Below are 22385 nucleotides of genomic sequence, written 5' to 3' on the forward strand. Positions count from 1 at the left end.
TGACTCAACTTCCGTAATAACCGATTGTGACAGTTAAGGGTGCGGAATGTGAGTTGTAGATAATCCTTCTAGGAACGAGCAATTATTACTCACTTGTGCTGCTACTCCCAAAAGTTAATTTTTCAAGGGGAAGCAATTGAAACTAACTATCTAATTCTCCAAAGCGATCACGATACTGTTGGAGTAGGGCTTGCATATCCTGTAATTGTTGTTCCGCCTGTTCTGCCCGTTGTTCCAATTCCACAGGACTCAAAAATTGCCGACCATCTGGACGATAAATCACGAGTTCATGGTTGCCCACAGCAAAGCTAATCCCTAACCGCGGACTCGTCCACCCGTCTATGTGAGCAATGGGTAGAAACTGTTCACCCTGGCGTTGCCAACCTTTGATTTCGTAGCGGTCTGGGTCATATTGATAGTATTCTTCTACGCCATAGGTTTGGTAAAACTCTAGCTTGCGTTCCATTTCATCTGCATTGTTGCTAGGTGAGAGAATTTCCCATACCACTTGTGGTGCAATGTTGTCTTCTTGCCACTGCTTATAAGAGCCTCGTCGTCCTTTAGGTCTACCAAACACTACCATTGTGTCCGGTGCAACTGGTGAGATTAAACGTGATTTCACCGGATACCATAGCAAATCTCCTGCCACAAACACATTAGGTTCATTAGCAAACAAAATTTCCAGATTTTCCTTAATCAAGACAATCCAACGAAACTGTTCGGTATTGTCTGCCATTGGCTTACCGTCGCTATCGGAAAAATGTAAGTCTGCATCAGTGGAAAAGAATGTGGTCATAGGTTAACCCGGACTGACACATTTTAATTGTATGCGATCGCCTATCAAATGATATTTCTCATTTTAAGTCGGGAACTATACATATATTGAGTTCCTACACACTTGTGCTGTAACTAATCGTTAAACAAATAAATAAGTATTATGGTTTTCCGAATTAAACAAACTCATTGGCTATATGTCGGCCTTAGTATTTTCAGTTTGTGTTTGGCATTTACTATTACACCTGTAAAAGCATCACCACCTGTAACCACAACTCCAGTTCTTGCTGCTTCCCAACCTGGCAATGGGCTAGAACAAGGACGAAACTTTTACCAATCGGGACGCTTTGCGGAAGCTGTAACAGTTTGGCAAACCGCAGCCCAACAGTACCAAAACCAGGGCGATCGCATTAATCAAGCCCTCAGCTTGAGTTACCTTTCATTGGTACAACAGGAACTTAATCAGTGGCCAGCAGCCCAACAGTCTATTGAGCAAAGTCTGAAACTTTTGCAAACTGCTAAACCCTCTGCTGATGCCATTATCTGGGCGCAAGTACTTAATACACAAGCAAATTTGCAGTTGCACACTGGCAAAGTTGAAACCGCCCTCGAAAGTTGGCAACAAGCCCAAAAATATTATGAACAAGCAGGTGATAAAATGGGCAGCTTGGGTACTCAAATCAACCAGGCACAAGCTTTACAAAGTTTGGGATTTTACCGCCGCTCGAAACAGCAGTTGGAGAAGCTAACTCAAGAATTAGGAGCAATGCCCGATTCGGAAATCAAAATCAGTGGATTGCGATCGCTTGGTTCTACGTTGCAAATGATTGGTGACTTCAGTAAGAGTCAACAGGTGTTGGAGCAAAGTTTAGCCGTCGCTCGCCAACTTGAAACCACACCTCATTTGAGTTCCATCCTACTCAGCTTAGGAAAAACCGCTGTGAACTTGCAAGATCCTGAAGCGGCATTAGATAACTTTGAACAAGCAGAACAAGTAGCCACAAATCCAGGTGATCAATTACAATCCCGTTTAGCTCAATTTAAACTTTTCCTCGACTACGACAAGCTGGAATTAGCGGCTCCACTTGCACCTCAACTATTACAACAACTGAAGGAATTACCCCCTAGCTATAACTCTCTTTACGCAGCAATTAATTTTGTGGCTACTCTAAATCAGCTACAAGACCCTGACAAAATTCTGCCCCTCCAAGACCAAGCGCAACTCTTGGCAACTACAGTTAAATCGGCACAGCAGATTCAGGATGCTCCAGCCCAAGCTTATGCATTGCATCAGTGGGCAAAACTTTATAGACGGACACAGCAGTTATCTCAAGCCCAAGAATTAGCTCATAAATCCCTCAAAATTGCCCGTCAACTCCACGCTGACGATATTATTGCTCAATCTGCTTGGCAGGTGGGACAGTTGTATAAACAACAAGGAGATCGCGCAGCCGCTATTACTGCCTATACCGAAGCAGTCACGGCTTTAAAAGCACTGCGGGGAGATTTGGTGGCTGTTAACCCTGATGTTCAGTTCTCTTTCCGCGAAAGTGTGGAGCCTGTTTACCGAGAACTAGTAGGGTTACTGCTAGATAATCAACCCAGTCAATCAGCATTAGTACAAGCCCGCGAATTGATTGAATCATTGCAAATTGCCGAACTCGATAACTTTTTTCGGGAAGCTTGTTTAGATAGAACTCAGCAAATCGATCAAGTCGATGCCACTGCAACCATAGTTTATCCGATTATCTTGCCAGATCGGTTAGCAGTGATTGTTTCTCAAGCTGGACAACCATTGCGTTACTATGTTACTCCCAAAGCTCAAGCTGACATTGAGCAAACTCTAGATCAGCTGCTGGTTGCCCTCAACCCTGTCTCAGATGCCAAAGACAGACAGCGATTCTCCCAAGAGATTTATGATTGGCTGATTCGTCCGGCGGAAGTTGATCAAGCATTTAAAGATACAAAAACATTAGTGTTTGTTTTGGATGGTCGGTTACGTAACATTCCCATAGCTGCTTTGTATGACGGCCAGCAATATCTGATCGAAAAGTATGCTGTGGCCCTTTCCCCAGGATTGCAATTAATGGCTGCGCGATCGCTCCAGCAAAATCAGATGGTGGCTATTGTGGGTGGCATCAGTGAATCTCGTGCTGGTTTTAGTGCTTTGCCTGCTGTGGAATCAGAAGTCAAGCAAATTTCCCAAGCAGTATCATCTTCAACGTTGCTAAATCAGAAATTCACTAGTCAAGCTCTTGCTGATCGCGTGAAATCTAGTAAAGCCGATATTGTCCATTTAGCCACCCACGGACAGTTTAGCTCCCGCCTCGAAGATACTTTCTTACTTACCTGGGATGGACAAGTCAATGTTAAAGAGTTATCCGAACTTTTGCAAAATCGGGGTGGTAATTCATCGAAAGCCATCGAGTTGTTGGTACTGAGTGCCTGTGATACGGCAGCCGGGGACGATCGCGCCGTCCTGGGACTGGCTGGATTGGCTGTTAAATCGGGCGCTCGTTCTACCATCGCTACCCTATGGCCTGTGAAAGATCAGGCAGCCGCCATGCTCATGACTCGCTTCTATGAACAACTGCGACAACCCAAAATCACCAAAGCTGAAGCACTGCGGCAGGCACAAATTAACCTGATTCGCCAAACTGATTTCCGTGAACCGTTCTTTTGGTCTGCTTTCGTCTTGGTGGGAAACTGGCTTTAACTAAGTTAAAATACGTAGAATCTAGAAGGGCAATTGCACTATAATTTTACACATACCATGCTAGTCATCGAATATTCTTATAGTATGTGTCCTCTACATAACAAGTAATTGGACTCATGGTAAAAGATTATTGCCCTCATGAAAAAAGTATCTTTTATCACAGATAGTAAATGAGGTAAAACATCATGAAACGTCGATATTTGGCTAGTACATTGAGCGTTATGGCACTGCTTGCTAGCAATGCCTGGAGTAGTGCTTATGCTGTGACATTTACCCCACCGCCCAAAAATCCTACTCCCAGCCAAGCAACTGGTGGAGCTTCCCGTGGTAGTTTCTTTGTTCCTGCCTCTGGCAAGGGTGCGCCCAGACAAGCAACTGGGGGAGCTTCTCGTGGTAATTTGTTCACACCAACTGCTGGCAAAGGTGCGCCTAGACAAGCAACTGGGGGAGCTTCTCGCGTTGGGACTTACTACTTGAATGCATCAATTGTAGAATCAACAGGCCCAGCAGCGTTAATTGCACTTCTGCCCCAAAGCTTCTATGGCACTACAGTGTCTGAACGCCCCACAATTTTGGTGTATCTTCCTGCTTCCAATGCAGAAGAAGCTGTATTCAGCCTCAAAGATGAAGCTGGCAACATGCAACATCAGATGACAGTTCCCGTGGCTGGAAAAACTGGGGTGATGGCTATCAAATTGCCCGCCGACGCACCAGCTTTAGCTGTAGAGAAAAATTATCAGTGGTTCTTAGCACTGAAAATAGATGGAAAACTCAGCCCTAGTACACCTTACGTCGATGGTTGGATTCAGCGCATTCAGCCGAGTACGGAACTGGCAACGGCAATGCAGCAAGAAGATGCGTTAAAACGGGCAACTACTTTGGGTAAAAATGGAGTTTGGTACGACTGTGTAGCCACACTTGCCGCCCTACATACTGCCCAACCCACCAATCTCACCCTTGCTAATCAATGGGAAGAATTGCTGGCATCGGCAAGCTTGAAGGAGTTAATTAAAGCTCCATTAGTAGCATCTGCTAATTAGAGGTTTGGGAACGGGTAAAATCCGACCCAATACCAAACAAGTGTTGGTGGGGCCATGCCCTATCAACACCGACTGAGATCAACGAACTGTATGGCACAAATATGTGGCACAGATTTCCGAGTTTCATCCAACGCACTCGCAGCATTTTGATTATTACTCCCAGTGTTGCCTTGACTATTATTGTCGGACAATCTTTGGGATTTTTTAACTTACTTGAATGGAAAGTTCGTGATGAATGGGTTCGTCAGCGATCGCAACAAGTAATCTCTGATCAGATCGTCATTGTCACCATCGATGAACGCGATATTCAATCAGTACGTAAATGGCCCATTCCAGACTGGGCTTTAGCACAATTACTCGAAAAAATCCGATCGCAGCAACCCCGCGCCATCGGGCTGGATCTCTATCGAGATTTACCAGAAGGAACCGGATATGAGCAACTCGTAGAAGTTTTCCGCACTACTCCCAATTTAATCGGTGTCGAGAAAATCACTGGTGAACGCATTAATCCCCCACCAGAATTGAAAAAAAATGGCCAAGTAGGATTAGCTGATTTGGTGCTGGATGGCGATCGCAGTGTCCGTCGGGCGCTGCTCACGGCTGAAGATGCTAAGGAGGAAAATACGATCAAACCAGGGCTGGCAACTCTTGTGGCGCTTAAGTACTTAGAAACAGACGGGATTTCCTTAGAAAGCGTTGATCCTAAACAACAAAAGTTTCGCTTGGGTAAGCAAATTCACTTACCACTAAACAATCAAGAAGCAGGTTATCTGGATGCCGATTTAGGCGGCTATCAAATTCTGCTTAACTGGTATGGAAAGGAAACTGCATTTCACACAGTGGCCATGCGTGATGTTTTAGCAGGGAAAATTCCCCCGGACTTGATGCGCGATCGCATGGTGTTTATTGGATCAACGGCTGCTAGTACCAATGACTTTTTTAGCACACCCTTCAGTTCTTCGGTGATTGCTGCCCGAAAACCGACAGCTGGTGTTGTCATCCATGCCAATATTGCCCATCAACTGGTGCAAGGAGCAAAAACAGGAACAGGCAACCTGCGGGGTATTTCTGGGATTAATACTGCTGTTTGGATTCTTTTTTGGTCTTTGATTGGTTCTGGTGGTAGTTGGTACTTAGCTAGTGCGCGTACCGGGCGAAAAATTCCTGGTGGTAAAATTCTATGGGCAACTGTAGGCATCAGTGGGGCATTCATGGGGGGTAGCTATGGGATGTTTTTGCATGGTGTGCTGATGCCGATGACACCCGCCTTAGCTGCCTTCATCAGCAGTGTCATTGCTACAACCAATGCTTATAAACAGCGGAAATTAGAAGAAGCGAATCAGCAACTAGAAATTGCCAATGGTCAACTATTAGATTACTCCAAAACCCTAGAGTTAAAGGTCGAAGAGCGGACTCACGAACTTCTAGAAGCAAAGCAAGCTGCTGATGCGGCTAACCAGGCAAAGAGTGAGTTTCTGGCGAATATGAGCCACGAGCTACGGACACCGCTTAATGGCATCTTGGGTTTTGCTCAGGTGCTAGACGCATCGCCAAATTTGACAGCAAAAAACCGGGAAGGAGTTAACATTATCTACCAATGTGGGAAACACCTCCTGATGCTGATCAATGATATTCTTGACCTTTCAAAAATTGAAGCTCGTAAATTAGAATTGGTGGCAACTAATGTACATTTGCCCACCTTTTTACATGGTGTAACCGAAATTTGTAGTATTCGCGCTGAACAAAAAGGAATTGCCTATAACGTCTTTATTAGCGATCGCCTACCGGTTGCCATTCAAGTAGATGAAAAGCGTCTCCGGCAAGTGTTGATTAATTTACTAGGCAACGCAATCAAATTTACAGACACTGGTAGTGTGACGTTGAAAGTCGATGTCATTGAGCAAGATACCAATAATATCAAGATGCGCTTCCAGATTGAAGATACTGGGATTGGGATGTCACCAGACCAATTAGAGAAAATCTTTTTGGCCTTTGAGCAAGTAGGTGAAGCCGGGCGGAATGCTGAAGGCACTGGCTTGGGTTTAGCAATTAGTCAAAGAATTGCGGAATTAATGGGGAGCCAAATTCAGGTACAGAGTCACCTGGGTGAAGGTAGTCTCTTTTGGCTGGATTTGACAGTACCAGTCCCCGTTTCCCATGATTGGAATACATCGACGGGCTACACCTATGCCCAAATTCCCCAAAAAATCACCGGCATTCAGGGTAGTACGCCTCTAATTCTCATTGTTGATGATGATGGCAACCACCGTTCGATTTTGACCAGTCTGCTACAAGAAATTGGCTGTCGCACCCTGGAAGCAAGCGACGGTAAACAGGGACTACAGATGGTGACTGAAAATCACCCAGATGTTATTCTGCTGGATTTAGCAATGCCTAATATGGATGGCTTTGAGTTAATGGTTCACTTACAAGGAAATCCCCAAACTCGTTCTATACCGATTATTGTCTCTAGCGCCAGCGTATTTGAGGAAAATCGGCAGCGCAGTTTACAAGCAGGAGCAACGGCATTTTTACCCAAACCCCTGCAAATTGATGAATTATTCAATGCCCTGCGATCGCTACTAACAGTTAACTGGATTTATACCCCATCTCAACCCCAGCAATCATCTGTCCCCAATCAGCCAGGAGGTAATACTGAATTGATTTTGCCATCTCAGGAGATTTTGCAACAACTTTATCATTTAGCAATGATGGGAGATATTCCGGCCATTGAGGGAATCATAGGAGAACTGATTCAACAAGAAACTCAGCTAACTCCTTTTGCGGCTGAATTGGGCAAACTCACTGCCAATTTCCAAACTGCAAAAATCCGTAAGTTCCTTCAATCATTTGTCACAATAACGGAGACACGTCAATGATGACCGAACCTCTATTGAAGCCAAAGCATATCCTGCTAGTAGACGACAATCCCAATAATCTGAAAGTGCTATCAGAATCGATTCAGGGATGTGGTTGGAAGGCACTCATGGCAACCGATGGAGAGTCGGCCATCGAACAAACAGAATATGCCCATCCCGATCTGATTCTCTTGGATATCATGATGCCGGGTATTGATGGATTTGAAACTTGCCGTAGACTGAAAGCCAATTCCATTACCCAGAATATTCCGGTCATTTTTATGACGGCCTTGTCCGATGCCATAGATAAGGTAAAAGGACTGGAAATTGGTGCGGTTGACTACATTACCAAACCTTTCCAACAAGAAGAAGTAATTGCTCGATTAAAGTTACACCTAAAAATTTCCCATCTCACACGAACATTAGAACAACGGGTGAAAGAGCGCACCGCTGAATTAAGCCAATCGCTACGACAGTTAAAACAGACCCAACTGCAACTAATCCAAAGTGAAAAAATGTCTACTCTAGGACAACTTGTTGCGGGTATAGGTCATGAGATTAATAATCCGGTTGGTTGTATTAGCGGTAATCGTTCTCATATTGAGCAATATGTCAATGATTTGCTGCGTCTGCTGCACCTCTATCAACAGAAGCTACCGCATCCAGATGCGGAAATTGAGGAGCTAGTTGCAGAAATTGATTTAGCATATCTGACTGAGGATATGCCCAAACTGCTGGCATCAATGGGTCAAGGAATTGGCCGCCTGAAGGAAATCAGCCTATCGCTGAGAACTTTTGCTCGTTCGGATATGTCATCTAAGGTGGAGTATCAAATTCACGAAGGAATTGATAGCACGTTAATGCTATTGAAACATCGACTCAAAGGCAATAGCGATCGCCCTAAAATCCAAGTCGTCACAAAATACGGTGAATTACCCCCCATCGCTTGCTATCCTGGGCAAATGAATCAAGTATTTATGAATATTATTGCCAATGCTATTGATGCATTTGATGATCTCTATCAAAACCACTCAAATCAAAAGATAGCTGCTGCTGGGACTAACACCATTACGATTACTACATCGGTCGAGCGTCAGCAAAAGACCATTACAATTTGCATCGAAGATAATGCTCTAGGTATGGCACCTGATGTCCAAGCTAGAATTTTTGAGCCATCTTTTACAACTAAGCCTGTGGGTAAGGGAACTGGGCTAGGACTAGCTATTAGTTACCAAATTATTGTTGATAAACACAATGGGCAAATCGACTGCTTATCAACCTTTGGTCAAGGAACAAAATTTATTTTTACTCTGCCAATTTAGGTTCTCAGGTAGTAGTAAATATGGGGTCTAACGTACTTATTATGTTGAATTAATAGGCTGTAAAATGGTTGCTTATCTATCCTGAGACAAATAATTTTAAAATAAAAATATCTAAGAAAGAAACCACAGATAAACACAAAGATAAAGATGTTATGGGGAAGTTCGATCTCAGATTTTGTAGTAGCTTCACTAATAAAACCTCAGCATCAACTTGATGAAATTGTCTGTGTCAATCTGTGGTTTCGAGGGATTACGCTAATCCCACCAACTTGGCGCTCAATTCCCACATCCGTTCAGCTTTATCATCATCGCTGGCTTCATTAGAGACTTCTTGAACAAAGGATTTACCGTTTTTCTTTTGTCTATTTCCCCAACTCCAATAAGCACCAGATTGGCTGTATGCGGGATCTGTGACTACCTCCGCCACGCGATCGCCTGCTTCTTCTTCAGTTACAAAACCGCCAGTAATATACTTTTGGAAAAGTGGGAAAATTTTCTGAAACAGCGGATAATGGTTTCGGAATAATGCTGTTGTGGCCACACAACCAGGATATAGAGAGCTGAATGTGATGCCGTGTGACTCGTGATAGCGTCGATGTAGCTCTCTCATGGTCAACACGTTACAGACTTTACTATCTTTATACGCTTTGACAGGTTCAAATTTCTTGCCGTCAATCATTGTAATCGGCTCTTTAAATCCTGCCTCAAAGCCCTGCAAGTCACCTAAATCTGGACGTGGGGGAATCTTACCTCCCAACTCCTTCGGGTTGTGGGTGACAGTTCCCAAAATTACTAATCTCGGTTCTGGCGATGGCGAATTTTTCAAATCTTCGAGAAGGAGGTTACATAGAAGAAAATGTCCGAGGTGATTTGTCGCCACACTCAGTTCATATCCTTCTGGGCTACGCAATGGTTCTTTAATTAAAGGCATATAAATTGCCGCATTGCAAACCAAGGCATCCAGAGACTTACCACTGGCCCTAAACTCCTTCACAAACTGCCTAACACTCTCTAAAGAGGCTAAGTCAATATGCATGAGTGTGTAGGTATCTGGCTGCATTCCTAAAGATTTGGCAGCTTCTTCCGCCTTCGATAAATTCCGACAGGCCATCACCACATGCCATTGCCCCATTTGGGAAAACGCTCTCGCGGCTTGCAAACCCACCCCGGAGGAAGCGCCCGTGATTACGACTGTTGACTTCTGATGTTGTGCCATTTTCTTAAAACTTCATTAACCGTCTTTAGACCATCTTGATAATTTTTAATGTTCTCACACCAATGAACCACACAATTCTTAATTTTTGAAAAGAAGATTACCTCCTTGATCGTTAGGGACAAAACAACGTATCCCGCGTGTCTCGTCCTGTAACGGGATTAGTACCTTTAGCAAGTTGGCACAATTTGTCTTGCTCATCCTGACGCAGCAAAATATCGGTAAAATCTGCTCCATCAATGGTTGCACCATCAAACCTAGCGTTAGAAGCAAAGGCACCTTCTAGAATTGCATTGGTCAAATTTGCTTTAATCAGCCTAGCTGAATCTAAAGTGGCGAATGAAAGATTAGCATTTTCCAAATTTGCCGACTCTAAATTGGCTGCAAAAAAGCTGACACCGCGCAAATTAGCATTGTGAAAGTCACTCTGTCGAAGATTAGCTTTAGTAAAACTAGAGTCTGTTAAATCACGTCCAGAAAAATCAGCCTCTACCAAAATTTCTTTGTTGTATTCGAGGGCTAATGCTGTTGGGGTAAAACCTGTAGCTGCTGTGATGCTAACTACACACCAAAGCAATACACTAAGTATGCTTGCCCAAATTCCCTTACTTAATCTATTATTCATCATAATTTTTAGCCAATGGCGAACCCTCCTCCCTCTCATTATGGCGATATTGGTCAATTAGGAGAAGACCTGGTAGCACAATGGTTACAATCAACAGGTTGGATGATTTTGCATCGTCGCTTTTCTAGCCGCTGGGGAGAAATCGACATTATTGCCCAACATCATGAAAAACATCTGACTCAATTAGCTTTTGTGGAAGTGAAAACCCGTAGTTGCGGGAATTGGGATGCAGGGGGTAGAAATGCCATTACCCCACAAAAGCAGGTAAAAATTTGGCGGACAGCGGCAATGTTTTTAGCTCAGTATCCTGAAAAAGCCGAGTACCCTTGTCGTTTTGATGTCGCTATTGTCTACTATTCAACACGATACCCTAAATCAAGACTGACTCTAGAACCTTTAGCTAGCTTATCAGCAGATGGATATCAATTTTATCTGCAAGAATATATTCCCGCAGCTTTTGATTCTGGTGATTGAATTATGCCAACAGGCGATCGCTTTCAACCCTAAATTTTTCGACTTTGCAAAATATACTGAGATAACTCACAAAATCCTTCACCTTCAGCCGCTTTTGTGATGTAAACAGGTTGATGTTGCAACTGATTAGTATATTTCAGTACATTGGCTACACCCACAGAAACGGGGAAATAATCTTGATTAAATAAACTTTCATCATTGGGACTATCGCCAACAGTGACAACTTGGTTGGGTAAAAATTCCGGGAAGTATGCTCGCAATACTTGTAATAAACCCACAGCTTTATCTTGTCCTTGGGGCTTAATGTGACATTGCACATTGCTGTAAGTAAATCCCCAATTCATTTGTTGACAAAGATTACTCAAGGTTTGTAATTCACTGGGACTCAAATCAGCTACATCAAATGTCCAATCGGTGATGCGAAAGCGATTGTCGGCAGATTCGTGAATTTGGGGAAATTTGGTTTTTAATTCTTCAAAAGCCCACTCTAAACGCTGGCGATGGTCTGCTAAATCAGGAATGGGTGTTAAAGTTACTGGTTTTTCTTGTCCAGATGGATAGAACAAGCCGCCATTTTCGGCGATCGCCCCAACGACAGGCATTAAGCTACTCAGTCCACTTACCCAGCCAGCAGAACGTCCGGTGACAATTAATACCTGGATATCCGCTGCTGCTAAATTTTCTAAAGCTTGCAGCAAAGTAGCAGCAAATTTTCCTCTTTGGGTGAGTGTACCATCCATATCTGTAGCAATCAGACGCATCTGGCTCCAAGAAGCCTGAGATAGTTGGGGGAGATGATGAGGTTGCTCAGAAGGAGGGTTTAAGTGAATGTACATATGCTGTAAAAAATAATTATCATCCAGCTAGATGAGATTCAGGATTTGGGCATCCTAAAAATAATAAGTCACTTGTTGCTCTTTTGTATATTTGACAACCATGCTAACTTCAATGTTTCTGGCCCAATCCTCAAGGACACCGACAAAAAACGTATCTCAACAAGTACAAGCAAGTGAGGCACAACTACCGCCTGTTTTGGTGATCACCTCTGGAGGACTGGCTTTAGGCATAATTGCTTTAATTGTATATGGCAAATTTCAGATGGATAAGTTTGAGAAAGCACTCAAATTTGAAAAGTTCCGATCGCGCGAAATCGAGAAGAAGTTTAAGCTAGCGCTGGAAACGATTCGCAAAATGGAAACTAATCCTGATTTGGTTAATTCACGAGACTTTAACTTAGATTATCTGCGAATGCGGATGTCAGAAGAAGTATTTCACTTTGCCATCATCAATCAAATTAAAATCAAGATCAAAGATAAAATATCTCAAGCTTTACGTCCCAATCAAGCCCAACAAGGAATCGTCGGTATTGCTAGTAGTGCGGGAAGACAGGTAGATGAAATTTTTGATGTCGAATATGAAACTGGCGCAGGTGCAACTGCGGCTAAACGAGTATTGTTTCGCATTCAAATCCGGTTAATGAAGCTCCCAACACAAGCAACTTCTGCGACTATTAGCCAAATTATTGATTGTATTGAAACTTATCTTAGCCCCATTGAAGATGAGGATACTTGGCAACCAACAATTCAAGGGCGGATTGCTTATATGCATTGGGATCAAAAAGCGAAACCCACACCTTTACTAGTGCTGGAACAATCTAATGAAGGCGTGAATGTGACTTTTCGCACTAGTCGCCAAGGAAATGCTGCTGCACAGCAGAATCCTCCGGGAGTCAAAAAATGAGGCTCTGCTAGATAATAGTTATGACTTCAGGGTGCTGCTATATAATAGCAATTTAAAATCTCAAATCCCCAATGGTATGAGTTAGGAATTATGATTTGCCACTCCAGGCTCGTAATTAATGACTGCGGTTTGCGAATCGCGGGTTAAAAGTCCATCTTCCATTTCCACGACGCGATCAGCTATATCCAAGATGCGGTTATCGTGAGTAACTAGCAAGATCGAAGTTCCTTGTTCCTTAGCAAGCCCTTGCATGATTTCCACGACATCGCGTCCTGATTGTTTGTCTAAAGCTGCTGTTGGTTCGTCTGCTAGCACCAGTGGGGGACTATTAACTAGGGCGCGGGCGATGGCGATTCTTTGTTTTTGCCCACCAGAAAGACTGTCTGGGTAGTAACTAATTCGGTCTTGTAAACCAACTGCACCCAGCATGGCTTGTGATTTCACAATTGCTTCGCTGGTAGTGATATTATCATTCAATTCCACCGCCATCTGCACATTTTGCGTAGCCGTTAAGAATCCCAGCAAGTTGTGCGCTTGAAAAATATAACCAATATTACGCCGGATTTGCACTAGTTTATTTTGACTAGCACCAAACAGTTCGACACCTAAAAATTTTAAACTTCCCTCTTGTACAGACCGTAAACCACCAATCAAGCTCAGTAATGTTGTTTTACCTGAACCTGATGGCCCAGTCATGATGACAATTTCTCCGGGATAAATTTCGAGATTAATGTCAAATAAAATTTGTTTTTTTAGGGCGCCTTTGCCATAGTAATGATTGAGGCTTTTAATGGCAATTACAGGTTCTTGTCTCATGATAAAGTGGTTGGTTAAGTGTTAATAGTTCCGAGACGGAACTGTAGTGCCTGTAAAGAGTGGAATATATATCATTTACAAATTATAAATGATTTTTCTCTATAAAGATTTATCATTTATATTTAATTCGTAATTGATAATTATTAAAAGATATCTGCTGGATCAGCCGAACGTAATTTACGTACTGCGATCGCCCCGGATATAAAACACATAATTATGGTCAAAATTAACACTGTGGTGGCTCGATCAAAACTCATTAATACTGGTAGTAATGTAGCTTCTCTAGCGCTAGAATACATAAACATAGCCACAATCCATCCAGGAATATATCCTAAGCAAGCTAATAAGAATGCTTCTTGGAGGATGACTATTAATAAATACCTTTGTGTATAACCTATTGCCTTCAAAGTTGCATATTCAGACAGGTGATCGGAAACTTCGGTATAAAGGATTTGATATACAATCACGGTACCTACAATGAAACCCATGATTGTCCCTAAGGTGAAAATAAATCCAATAGCTGTGCTACTTGCCCAGTAGTTGCGCTCAAATTCGATAAATTCTTGCTTAGTTAAAACATTGATATCCGACGGCACATAATTTCGTAATTGTTGAGCAACAATATTAGGGTTTGAGCCGGGCTTCAATTTAATTAGACCAATATCAATTAATCCCCGTTGACGGTCAGTAAATATTCTTAAAAAATTAATATCGCTGGTAATTAAGTTACCATCTGCGCCAAAAGATGCACCTAAAGTAAATAGTCCTTCTACTCTCATCCGCCTGCGGCGTACTTCTGCTGTGACTGCATTTCCTTGATCTAATTCAGCAGCAATAGGCCCATATTCTTCCCTAGAAGAACGGTCAAATAAAACTACATCTGGTAATTTCAATCTATCTAAATTTTCTTGCACACCCGGCAAATCAAACAAATTAGATTCTGGATTGAAACCAAATATGAGAATGCTCCGGGGGCGACCGGTAACAGGATTTCGCCAGCTTGTATAATCCAAATATATGGGATGTACCGACTCTACGGCTTGTAATTCCAAAGCCTTATACAATCGCCTTTGAGAAAATGGTTCCATTGCTAGTAAGGCATTGGATTGTTGATTAATTAAAACAATGTCACCCTGTAAGCTACCGTGTAAGCGGACGTTACTATAATAGAGTGCATCCCGAAAACCAATTTGCATAAACATCAAAATATCGGCAAAGGCAATTCCTGCCAAAGCCACAGCTAGGCGCGTTTTATCGCGTGTCAGTTGTAACCACGATAGAGGTATTTTACGATTCATTTTTTAGGCTGGGTAGGCTTACAGGCTAATTCGTAATTAAGAGGCGTTAGGGTTCATCGGGAGTTGGACTATTTTCCTCGGTGGCGTTTTCTTCGGTGGTGTTGTTTTTAAAATTGGGTGTGATTGTGGTATCGGTATTTACTTGCCTACTAATTTCGGCAATTACTCTGGCATTGGTGAAACCGGAAACTCGCTGGCTATCTTCTGGACTTAAGGCGATTTTGACTTCCACTACTCTGGCGTCTATATCTGCTACAGGATCGATACTTAATGCATCTCTTTTGCCAATTTTTCTGCCAATTTCCGTGATATTTCCCTTTAACTCCCCACTAAATGCCCCATTTTCGCTAGTGATAGTAGCAGTTTGTCCCAATCTCACTTGAGCAATACTGTCTTCAGGTACTTCAGCAATGACTGTCATTTGCTCGGTTTGTCCAATTTCAGCAATACCTTGGGCATTTATGGCTTCTCCGGCTTTGGTATGAACTGCTAAAATTTCGCCAGCAATTGGTGCTTGGACATAGCTTAATTTCAGTTCTGCTTCTGCCCTTTTGACATTAGCCATAGCATTACTAACTTGGGCTTGTCCTCTTTGCATATCAGTGGGGCGAAATTCTACAAGTCGATTCAGTCTGGCTTGTTCTTCTTCGATTTGCCTTTGTAAACTCACTAGAGTTTTATCGCGGTTAACTCTGGCTTCAACTAATTGTTGCTCTAAAACTGCAAGGGTTTTTACCTGGTTGGCTCTAGCTTCAGCTAGTTGCTGTCGTAAAGTCGCCTGTACTTGTCTGAGGGTGGCTTGGCTTTCAATAACTTGCTGATTAGAAGTTACCGCACTTAGTCTTCTTCTATCCCGTTCTTGCTGAGAAATAGCACCTTCGCGGTACAACATATCATAGCGTCCAGCGTCAACTTGAGCATTGCGCTGTTCGGCTTGGATGCGGGCAATAGTTGCGCTTAAACTATCTTGTTGTCCTCTGAGTTCGGCTTCAAGGCGATTAACAGTAGCTTGTTGAGTCAGTTTTTCCCCGCTTAATTGGGCTGCTATCCGCGCAATCATTGCTTGTTGAGCATCTCTTTCGCCGTTTAATTGGGCTTGTAGGCGAGCAATAATTGCATTTTGAGCTTCAATGTCTCTAGGCGAACCAACTCTGACTTGAGCTAAATTCGCCCGCGCTTCTTGCAGTCTGGCTTTGGCTTCTTCTACGGCTGCTAGTTGAGTGTCATGGTTGTCTAAAATTGCAATTACTTGACCTTTTCTTACCCGCTCGCCTTCATTCACGAAGAGTTGTTGAACTCTCGATGCAGACTGCAATCCAGCCGTAGGAGCAGACAGCTTTAACACTTCTCCTTTGGGTTCCAAACGCCCCACAGCTGTAATGCTGTTAGCTAATGGTTTTACGGGTACAGATGGGCCGAGTTTTTTCAGCTGCTCAACTTTAGCTGTCGTGAGTAGCCCAGCGGCGATGACAATTGGCAGGGCTACAGCGATACCCCACCAAATCTTAGGTTGTTCCGGATCAAGTAGCAGCTCTCTTGAGCTTGGCTTCTCAGTCACCCTTGACATGGTTTTTGCCCACTTTTTGAATTGTGCTGATGGAAATAAAAAAAAGCGAATTAGGGGTAATTAAATTCCGCTAAACAGTTGTTAGTAAATGGCAAGCTGATAACAACAACAACAAACAACAGTGATTTCCAGCTTGTCTTGCTAAAAATCCCCTGCCTGATGAACACTCAACCCTGCTAAATAAAACATTTCAGTAGCTGTGAGTATCATTGAGAGTTACATCATGCAAAAACTATTGTTGTTTGCAACCTGGTATAAATTCAGCAAATATCATCACATACATAAGTATTTGCAAGTTCAAATTGACAAACATTTTCTCAAACTTCGATAACTTCTGCTAAGTTTTTGAGAGGCTATATCAACAGTCTCAAAAAATATTTTTACGGCAGAAGTGAGTATTCAGTGAGTTAACGACAGACTACAAATTTATCTCAAATAGAGTGCTAAACATCACAGTTTCCTTAAATTGGTGATCAACCGATTTGTAGGTTTATTTACCTCAATCTATATATTTTGGATATTTAATCCCAAAACTAAACTAATGTTGTCTTACTCCATTAAACTCTCGCTGAATAAATTCTACATTCATCGGTTCTGGGAAAACGTAACAGAACCTACAGATAAGGGGGAATGGGGGGCTAAGGGCAAAGCACTTATATAATTCTCTCCCCTGCTTCTTTATTTCCCCCCTGCTCCCTTGCAACGCCACTTGCTTTATGCCGGGGAACCCGTCCACCGCAGTGGCTCCCCTGCTCCCCTGCTTCTTTATTCTGGCAGGTCAAATAATACTGTAGTCATATAATTTTCTGCCCAGTCTTGGCCAAAGGCTTTTTCTAGGACTCGGCGAGTTTTGTCGTTTTGTTGCTGTTTGGTGCAGTAGTTGCGTTGTCCGGCGAGGATTTGTAGCGATTTTTCTGGGGTAACTGGACTGGAGGTGATCGCCTGGGTACAATGAATGTCTAAAAATTCTTGCACACGTAACAGAAATGTTGTTTCTTCTTCTGGGGAACTGGGACGCACAAAGAGGCAAAAATCAGAAAATATGTTTCCCCATTCGGGTAAGTCGCGGGGTTGGGAAAAGTTGATTTGAGTCAGGGCTGTGAGTCGGGTATTATATGCTTTTGGTAAAGTACGCTCTAAGTTTACAGGCGATAGGTCGGCGATGGCCGCGCTAATTTGACCTCTACCCCCAACTAAGTCGCAACCAAACATGGGGATGTCATATTCTGGTCGAGGAAACATGACACAATGTAATATATCCAACATATTGCCCACTTTTGCCAGTTCTAAGTGCATTTTGCGGAACTGGGGTGTTTGATAGCAGCGATTTTCTATAATCAGTTTTTCGCCTTCTAGCCTACCTTCTACATAGCCTAACTCAGCAGGCAAGTGGTAAGGTGATAGATCTAAGTGCTTGTGCCAAACTGCTTCAATACAATCAGCTAGTTGGCGAATTAAGGGATGTTGTTGCTCACGCAGCGAGGGAATAGGGGTCAATGACATCTTCTCAATTATTAAAAATGCTCTTTATGTGTCAGTTTACAACTTGCTGTGTCAGTTCTGTTCTGGCTGGCAACATAAGCAAATACTTGTACCTGGTTCATGTAAATTAATATTACAAACTTGTTTTGTTTATTATTTGATATATCAAACATTGAGGAAATAAAAATGTTAAAAGTATTTGCTGACCGTGGTGGTACATTCACAGATATAGTTGCTATTACTAATAACCCAGAAATTATTCATAAACTTGCGCGACATCCTGAGCGGTTTTTAATTGTGCCGATTCCTGGGCAGCAATGGGTAATTGTTTATAAATTACTTTCAGAAAATCCTGAAATATATGCCGATGCAGCGATTCAAGGTATTCGGGATATCCTGAGTCTTTCTAGTACTGAATTGATGCCGACACAAGCAATAGAAGTAGTGAAAATGGGTACTACAGTAGCCACTAATGCACTTTTGGAACGAAAAGGCGATCGCGTGGTTCTTCTGATTACCAAAGGTTTTAAAGATGCCTTACGTATTGGTTACCAAAATCGTCCTGATATCTTTGCTCGGCATATAGTTTTGCCAACTATGTTGTATGAACAAGTGATAGAAGTTGATGAACGTTATGATGCTCACGGTAATGAATTAATACCTGTAAATATTGCACAAGTTACAAAAGACCTCCAAGCAGTTTACAACACAGGTATTCGCAGTTGTGCCATAGTTTTCATGCATAGCGATCGCTATCACCATCATGAACAACAGGTAGCCCAAGTTGCCCAACAAATTGGCTTTACGCAGATATCGGTATCGCATCAAGTCAGTCCGTTAATGAAATTAGTTAGCCGGGGTGATACCACAGTTGTTGACGCTTATTTAACGCCCATTCTCCGGCGCTACGTCAATCAAGTAGCCAGTCAATTACCCGAAGTCAAATTAATGTTCATGAAATCTGATGGCGGTTTAGTTGCGGCTGAACAATTTCAAGGCAAAGATAGTATTTTAAGTGGCCCGGCTGGGGGAATTGTCGGTGCAGTCCAAACTAGTCAACGAGCAGGTTTTGAGTTAGTTATTACTTTTGATATGGGTGGAACCAGTACAGATGTTGCCCATTTTAAAGGAGAGTATGAACGCCAACTAAATTCCGAAATTGCTGGGGCGCGCATGAGAGTTCCTGTCTTAGCTATTAATACCATTGCCGCTGGTGGCGGTTCCATTCTCTTTTTTGATGGTTCTAGTTATCGTGTGGGGCCAGAATCAGCCGGATCAAATCCTGGGCCTGCGTCTTACCGCAAAGGTGGGCCATTAGCCGTTACAGATGCCAATGTGATGTTAGGTAAAATTTACCCGCAATATTTCCCCTCTGTTTTTGGCTTAGATGGTAATTTACCTTTAGATAAAAATATTGTTCTTGACAAATTTACCCAATTAGCTCAAGAAATTGCCACCGTTACTGGAAATCATCGTACACCCGAACAAGTAGCCGCCGGATTTATCGCTATTGCTGTGGAAAATATGGCAAATGCTATTAAAAAAATCAGTTTACAAAGAGGTTATGATGTCAGCCAATATACCCTTTGTTGTTTTGGCGGCGCCGGGGCGCAAGTGGCTTGTTTAATTGCCGATACTTTAGGGATGAAAACAATATTTCTCCATCCTTACGCGGGTGTTTTATCTGCTTATGGTATGGGGTTAGCTGATATTCGAGCTATTAGAGAAAGAGGAGTAGAACAGCGTTTAACTCCAGCATTAATTCCGCAATTACAGCAGTTAATTAAAACGTTAAAAAACCAAGCAAGAAATGAATTAACTTCACAGGGTGACAATGGTGAAGCAGAAGTTATCCAAAAACTAAATTTAAAATATGAGGGAACTAACTCAACCTTAAATATTAATTTTGCTGACAATGTAGCGATAATGCGACAAGAATTTGAAATTGAACATAAATCTCGCTACGGTTTCATTCAAGTAGAGAAACCTTTAATTGTCGAATCTGTATCTGTAGAAGTAATTCAGAAAATGGATACTCCTGAAGAACCGTTAATTACTCGTACTCGTCCTCAAGATGCAGCTCCCTCAAGTATTGAAATAGTCAAAATGTTTACGGGTGATCAATGGCATGATACACCAGTTTATCGCCGGGAAGATTTACAACCAGAAGATAAGATTAATGGCCCTGCCGTTATTGTAGAAAAAATTAGCACAATTGTGGTTGAGTTAAATTGGGCAGCCAGATTAACTGAACGTAATCATTTAATTTTACAGCGTTCATAACAACGTGCGGATGATATTGTTAGGACTTACGCAACTGGCATATTATTTTAACTTTGTAGTGAGGACTTTAGTCCTCTCTGCGAGACGCTCCGCAGTAAGCGCAGCTATACCCGCAGGGCTTGACAAGATAAGGGCTAAAGCCCTTACTACAAGCAAAAAATTTTTATTTTTTGTGACACTTGCGTAAGTCCTGATTGTTTCTAACAATCAGCATTGTGTTGGCGTTAGCCTTCCCGCAGGGTACCTTAGTGAGGCAATCCCAAAACCTGTGTGATTGCCTCGTTCCACTATAATTTTTTTATTGATGACTCGATCAGCGATCGCGTTTAGTCCAACGGCGTGATGCGGACGAATTACTATTGGACTTTTTTTTGCCACCTACCACGGTTTGCGGTGCCGATTTTTTAACCGATGTTTGTGGTGAAGGTTTAGCAGTAGCACGAGCCGGACGCTTGCTACCTTTGGGACTGGGTTTGTGTTTGTGTCCATCTGGAATTGCTTCAGCTTCAGGTTTGGGGTGAGAATTGACTTCAAAGCCAGTGACTACTTCAAACGGCAAACGCTGTGCAATCAGTTTTTCAATATCTGCCAATAGATGATATTCATCGGCGCACACCAGAGAAATAGCTTCGCCTGACGCACCAGCGCGGCCAGTACGACCAATGCGATGAACATAATCTTCTGGGACATTGGGTAAATCGAAGTTGACGACATGGGGCAATTCGCTGATGTCAAGGCCACGAGCTGCAATGTCAGTAGCCACTAGTACCTGTAAACTGCCGTTCTTGAACTTAGCTAGAGCATAGGTACGCGCCGATTGGCTCTTATTACCGTGGATAGCTAGTGCTTGAATGCGCTCAGAATTCAACTGCTTCACCAGACGATCAGCACCAAACTTAGTGCGGGTAAACACTAGCACTTGATACCAGTTATCTTGCCGAATCAGTTGAGCAAGTAAGTGACGCTTTCTGTCACGCTCTATTTTGTAAACTTTCTGTACCACCGTGTCAGCAGTAACGTTGCGGCGTGCCACTTCAATCATCTTCGGGTGATTCAGCAGCCCAGCGGCGAGTGCTTTGATTTTCTCCGAAAAGGTGGCGAAAAATAGCAAGTTTTGTCGCTGTTTAGGCAGGAGCGAGAGAATGCGACGGATATCACGAATAAAACCCATGTCCAGCATTCGGTCTGCTTCATCCAGCACCAAAATCTCAATATGCGACAGGTTCACTGTACCCTGTTGCACATGGTCTAGCAGTCGTCCTGGGGTAGCAACCAGAATATCCACGCCGCTCTTTAAACGCTGTTTTTGGGGGCCAATGCTGACACCGCCAAACATCACCATCGTGTTCAACTTCAGGTACTTGCCGTAATCGCGTACGCTTGATTCCACCTGTGCGGCGAGTTCACGAGTCGGGGTGAGAATTAGCGCCCGGATTGGTGGATATCCATTAGAGGTGCTTTTAATATTCTTCTCAGAAGACAATCGATGTAGTAACGGCAGGGTAAAGCTTGCAGTTTTGCCCGTGCCGGTTTGGGCCCCAGCTAGCAAATCACTACCCGATAATACCGCAGGAATTGCCTGCATCTGGATTGGCGTAGGTTTGGTGTATCCTCGCTCGGTGACAGCACGGATAATTTCAGTTGACAAGCCGAGAGTAGAAAAAGACATAGGACTCCATAATTAACATCGGCCTGTCGCCTGTGGTGGCGTCAGTCTTAGGCGGACGGATAAATATTTGAAGGGCAGTAGCGCCAAGACCCAGAGCAAGTGCCGCAGCTTTGTATTCTAACAGAGTGCAGTCTATGATTTATTAATGTCTGGAAGACTTTATATTTGGTGGTCTAAATGCAGAAACCCAGACCTCGATGAAGTAAGTCTGGGTAGTTCATATTAATTCCACGCCAATTGAAATTTTTCATCAATGCCGTGTACAAGTTATTTCAAGGATTTGGTTAAATAGGTTAAGCGAAGGGGTTACCGCCACCACCGCCGGCAAAGGGATTACCGCCACCACCACCAGCAAAGGGATTACCGCCACTACCACCGGCAAAGGGGTTCTCTCCACCAGCAAAGGGGTTACCGCCACCACCACCAGCAAAGGGATTCTCTCCACCGCCAGCAAAGGGGTTACCGCCACTACCACCAGCAAAGGGATTACCACTACCACCAGCAAAGG

Annotated in this window: 16 protein-coding genes and 1 pseudogene; 7 read left to right on the top strand and 10 right to left on the bottom strand. The window is 43.1% G+C overall.

Features of this window, described 5'->3' with window-relative positions; all coding sequences use genetic code 11:
* Positions 1-142: 142 nt before the first annotated feature.
* Positions 143-796 (bottom strand): Uma2 family endonuclease, encoded by a 654-nt coding sequence (locus ACM0OS_RS22165; RefSeq protein ID WP_414545352.1) that lies wholly within the window; start codon positions 794-796, stop codon positions 143-145.
* A gap of 141 nt (positions 797-937) precedes the next feature.
* Here ACM0OS_RS22165 and ACM0OS_RS22170 point away from each other — a divergent pair, with 141 nt between their 5' ends.
* The 4 genes from ACM0OS_RS22170 to ACM0OS_RS22185 all read left to right on the top strand — a co-directional run bounded on the left by ACM0OS_RS22170 (position 938) and on the right by ACM0OS_RS22185 (position 8710).
* Complete coding sequence (locus tag ACM0OS_RS22170; RefSeq protein WP_414545353.1) at positions 938-3490, top strand: CHAT domain-containing protein; 2553 nt, start codon at positions 938-940, stop codon at positions 3488-3490.
* Positions 3491-3675: 185 nt separating this feature from the next.
* Entirely contained in the window at positions 3676-4530 is an 855-nt protein-coding gene (locus ACM0OS_RS22175; RefSeq protein ID WP_414545354.1) for a DUF928 domain-containing protein, read from the top strand.
* Between the two features lie 101 nt (positions 4531-4631).
* Positions 4632-7409, top strand: coding sequence for a CHASE2 domain-containing protein (locus ACM0OS_RS22180; RefSeq protein WP_414545355.1), 2778 nt, complete (start codon positions 4632-4634; stop codon positions 7407-7409).
* Positions 7406-8710 carry a response regulator gene (locus ACM0OS_RS22185; protein WP_414545356.1) on the top strand — a complete coding sequence of 435 codons (1305 nt, stop codon included), beginning with the start codon at positions 7406-7408 and terminating at the stop codon, positions 8708-8710. The genes ACM0OS_RS22180 and ACM0OS_RS22185 overlap by 4 nt, the downstream gene beginning before the upstream one ends.
* A 250-nt stretch (positions 8711-8960) precedes the next feature.
* Here ACM0OS_RS22185 and ACM0OS_RS22190 read toward each other — a convergent pair whose 3' ends face one another.
* Positions 8961-9926, bottom strand: a complete 966-nt coding sequence (locus ACM0OS_RS22190; protein WP_414545357.1) for a protochlorophyllide reductase — start codon at positions 9924-9926, stop codon at positions 8961-8963.
* Between the two features lie 112 nt (positions 9927-10038).
* Positions 10039-10548, bottom strand: a complete 510-nt coding sequence (locus tag ACM0OS_RS22195; RefSeq protein WP_414545367.1) for a pentapeptide repeat-containing protein — start codon at positions 10546-10548, stop codon at positions 10039-10041.
* Positions 10549-10563: 15 nt separating this feature from the next.
* On the opposite strand from ACM0OS_RS22195, the gene ACM0OS_RS22200 reads away from it, so the two are divergent.
* On the top strand, positions 10564-11022 hold the full coding sequence (locus tag ACM0OS_RS22200) for a YraN family protein (protein ID WP_414545358.1): 459 nt from the start codon (positions 10564-10566) through the stop codon (positions 11020-11022).
* Between the two features lie 29 nt (positions 11023-11051).
* Here the strand turns inward: ACM0OS_RS22200 and ACM0OS_RS22205 are convergent, their stop codons facing one another.
* Positions 11052-11858 carry an HAD family hydrolase gene (locus ACM0OS_RS22205; RefSeq protein WP_414545359.1) on the bottom strand — a complete coding sequence of 269 codons (807 nt, stop codon included), beginning with the start codon at positions 11856-11858 and terminating at the stop codon, positions 11052-11054.
* A 100-nt stretch (positions 11859-11958) separates the two neighbouring features.
* Here ACM0OS_RS22205 and ACM0OS_RS22210 point away from each other — a divergent pair, with 100 nt between their 5' ends.
* Entirely contained in the window at positions 11959-12762 is an 804-nt protein-coding gene (locus ACM0OS_RS22210) for a hypothetical protein (RefSeq protein ID WP_414545360.1), read from the top strand.
* 81 nt (positions 12763-12843) lie between these two features.
* On the opposite strand, the gene ACM0OS_RS22215 is transcribed toward ACM0OS_RS22210, so the two are convergent.
* From ACM0OS_RS22215 to ACM0OS_RS22230, 4 genes are all read right to left on the bottom strand, one after another.
* Positions 12844-13578, bottom strand: a complete 735-nt coding sequence (locus tag ACM0OS_RS22215; RefSeq protein WP_414545361.1) for a DevA family ABC transporter ATP-binding protein — start codon at positions 13576-13578, stop codon at positions 12844-12846.
* Between the two features lie 143 nt (positions 13579-13721).
* Positions 13722-14876 (bottom strand): ABC transporter permease DevC, encoded by a 1155-nt coding sequence (gene devC, locus ACM0OS_RS22220; protein ID WP_414545362.1) that lies wholly within the window; start codon positions 14874-14876, stop codon positions 13722-13724.
* Positions 14877-14922: 46 nt separating this feature from the next.
* Positions 14923-16443 carry an HlyD family efflux transporter periplasmic adaptor subunit gene (locus tag ACM0OS_RS22225; RefSeq protein ID WP_414545363.1) on the bottom strand — a complete coding sequence of 507 codons (1521 nt, stop codon included), beginning with the start codon at positions 16441-16443 and terminating at the stop codon, positions 14923-14925.
* A gap of 765 nt (positions 16444-17208) precedes the next feature.
* Complete coding sequence (locus ACM0OS_RS22230) at positions 17209-17946, bottom strand: phycocyanobilin:ferredoxin oxidoreductase (RefSeq protein ID WP_414545364.1); 738 nt, start codon at positions 17944-17946, stop codon at positions 17209-17211.
* 165 nt (positions 17947-18111) lie between these two features.
* Between ACM0OS_RS22230 and ACM0OS_RS22235 the strand changes: the two genes are divergently transcribed.
* Positions 18112-20208, top strand: a complete 2097-nt coding sequence (locus tag ACM0OS_RS22235; protein WP_414545365.1) for a hydantoinase/oxoprolinase family protein — start codon at positions 18112-18114, stop codon at positions 20206-20208.
* 313 nt (positions 20209-20521) lie between these two features.
* Here ACM0OS_RS22235 and ACM0OS_RS22240 read toward each other — a convergent pair whose 3' ends face one another.
* Both ACM0OS_RS22240 and ACM0OS_RS22245 read right to left on the bottom strand, forming a co-directional pair.
* Positions 20522-21877 carry a DEAD/DEAH box helicase gene (locus tag ACM0OS_RS22240; RefSeq protein ID WP_414545366.1) on the bottom strand — a complete coding sequence of 452 codons (1356 nt, stop codon included), beginning with the start codon at positions 21875-21877 and terminating at the stop codon, positions 20522-20524.
* A gap of 293 nt (positions 21878-22170) precedes the next feature.
* Positions 22171-22385: pseudogene (locus ACM0OS_RS22245) on the bottom strand (hypothetical protein); the annotation flags it as partial.

The organism is Nostoc sp. CCY0012, assembly GCF_963920855.1.
Lineage (GTDB): Bacteria > Cyanobacteriota > Cyanobacteriia > Cyanobacteriales > Nostocaceae > Cyanocohniella.

Coding starts and splice junctions, on each gene's coding strand:
- ACM0OS_RS22165 (WP_414545352.1), bottom strand. CDS start 796: ATGACCACATTCTTTTCCACTGATGCAGACTTACATTTTTCCGATAGC.
- ACM0OS_RS22170 (WP_414545353.1), top strand. CDS start 938: ATGGTTTTCCGAATTAAACAAACTCATTGGCTATATGTCGGCCTTAGT.
- ACM0OS_RS22175 (WP_414545354.1), top strand. CDS start 3,676: ATGAAACGTCGATATTTGGCTAGTACATTGAGCGTTATGGCACTGCTT.
- ACM0OS_RS22180 (WP_414545355.1), top strand. CDS start 4,632: ATGTGGCACAGATTTCCGAGTTTCATCCAACGCACTCGCAGCATTTTG.
- ACM0OS_RS22185 (WP_414545356.1), top strand. CDS start 7,406: ATGATGACCGAACCTCTATTGAAGCCAAAGCATATCCTGCTAGTAGAC.
- ACM0OS_RS22190 (WP_414545357.1), bottom strand. CDS start 9,926: ATGGCACAACATCAGAAGTCAACAGTCGTAATCACGGGCGCTTCCTCC.
- ACM0OS_RS22195 (WP_414545367.1), bottom strand. CDS start 10,548: ATGAATAATAGATTAAGTAAGGGAATTTGGGCAAGCATACTTAGTGTA.
- ACM0OS_RS22200 (WP_414545358.1), top strand. CDS start 10,564: ATGGCGAACCCTCCTCCCTCTCATTATGGCGATATTGGTCAATTAGGA.
- ACM0OS_RS22205 (WP_414545359.1), bottom strand. CDS start 11,858: ATGTACATTCACTTAAACCCTCCTTCTGAGCAACCTCATCATCTCCCC.
- ACM0OS_RS22210 (WP_414545360.1), top strand. CDS start 11,959: ATGCTAACTTCAATGTTTCTGGCCCAATCCTCAAGGACACCGACAAAA.
- ACM0OS_RS22215 (WP_414545361.1), bottom strand. CDS start 13,578: ATGAGACAAGAACCTGTAATTGCCATTAAAAGCCTCAATCATTACTAT.
- devC (WP_414545362.1), bottom strand. CDS start 14,876: ATGAATCGTAAAATACCTCTATCGTGGTTACAACTGACACGCGATAAA.
- ACM0OS_RS22225 (WP_414545363.1), bottom strand. CDS start 16,443: ATGTCAAGGGTGACTGAGAAGCCAAGCTCAAGAGAGCTGCTACTTGAT.
- ACM0OS_RS22230 (WP_414545364.1), bottom strand. CDS start 17,946: ATGTCATTGACCCCTATTCCCTCGCTGCGTGAGCAACAACATCCCTTA.
- ACM0OS_RS22235 (WP_414545365.1), top strand. CDS start 18,112: ATGTTAAAAGTATTTGCTGACCGTGGTGGTACATTCACAGATATAGTT.
- ACM0OS_RS22240 (WP_414545366.1), bottom strand. CDS start 21,877: ATGTCTTTTTCTACTCTCGGCTTGTCAACTGAAATTATCCGTGCTGTC.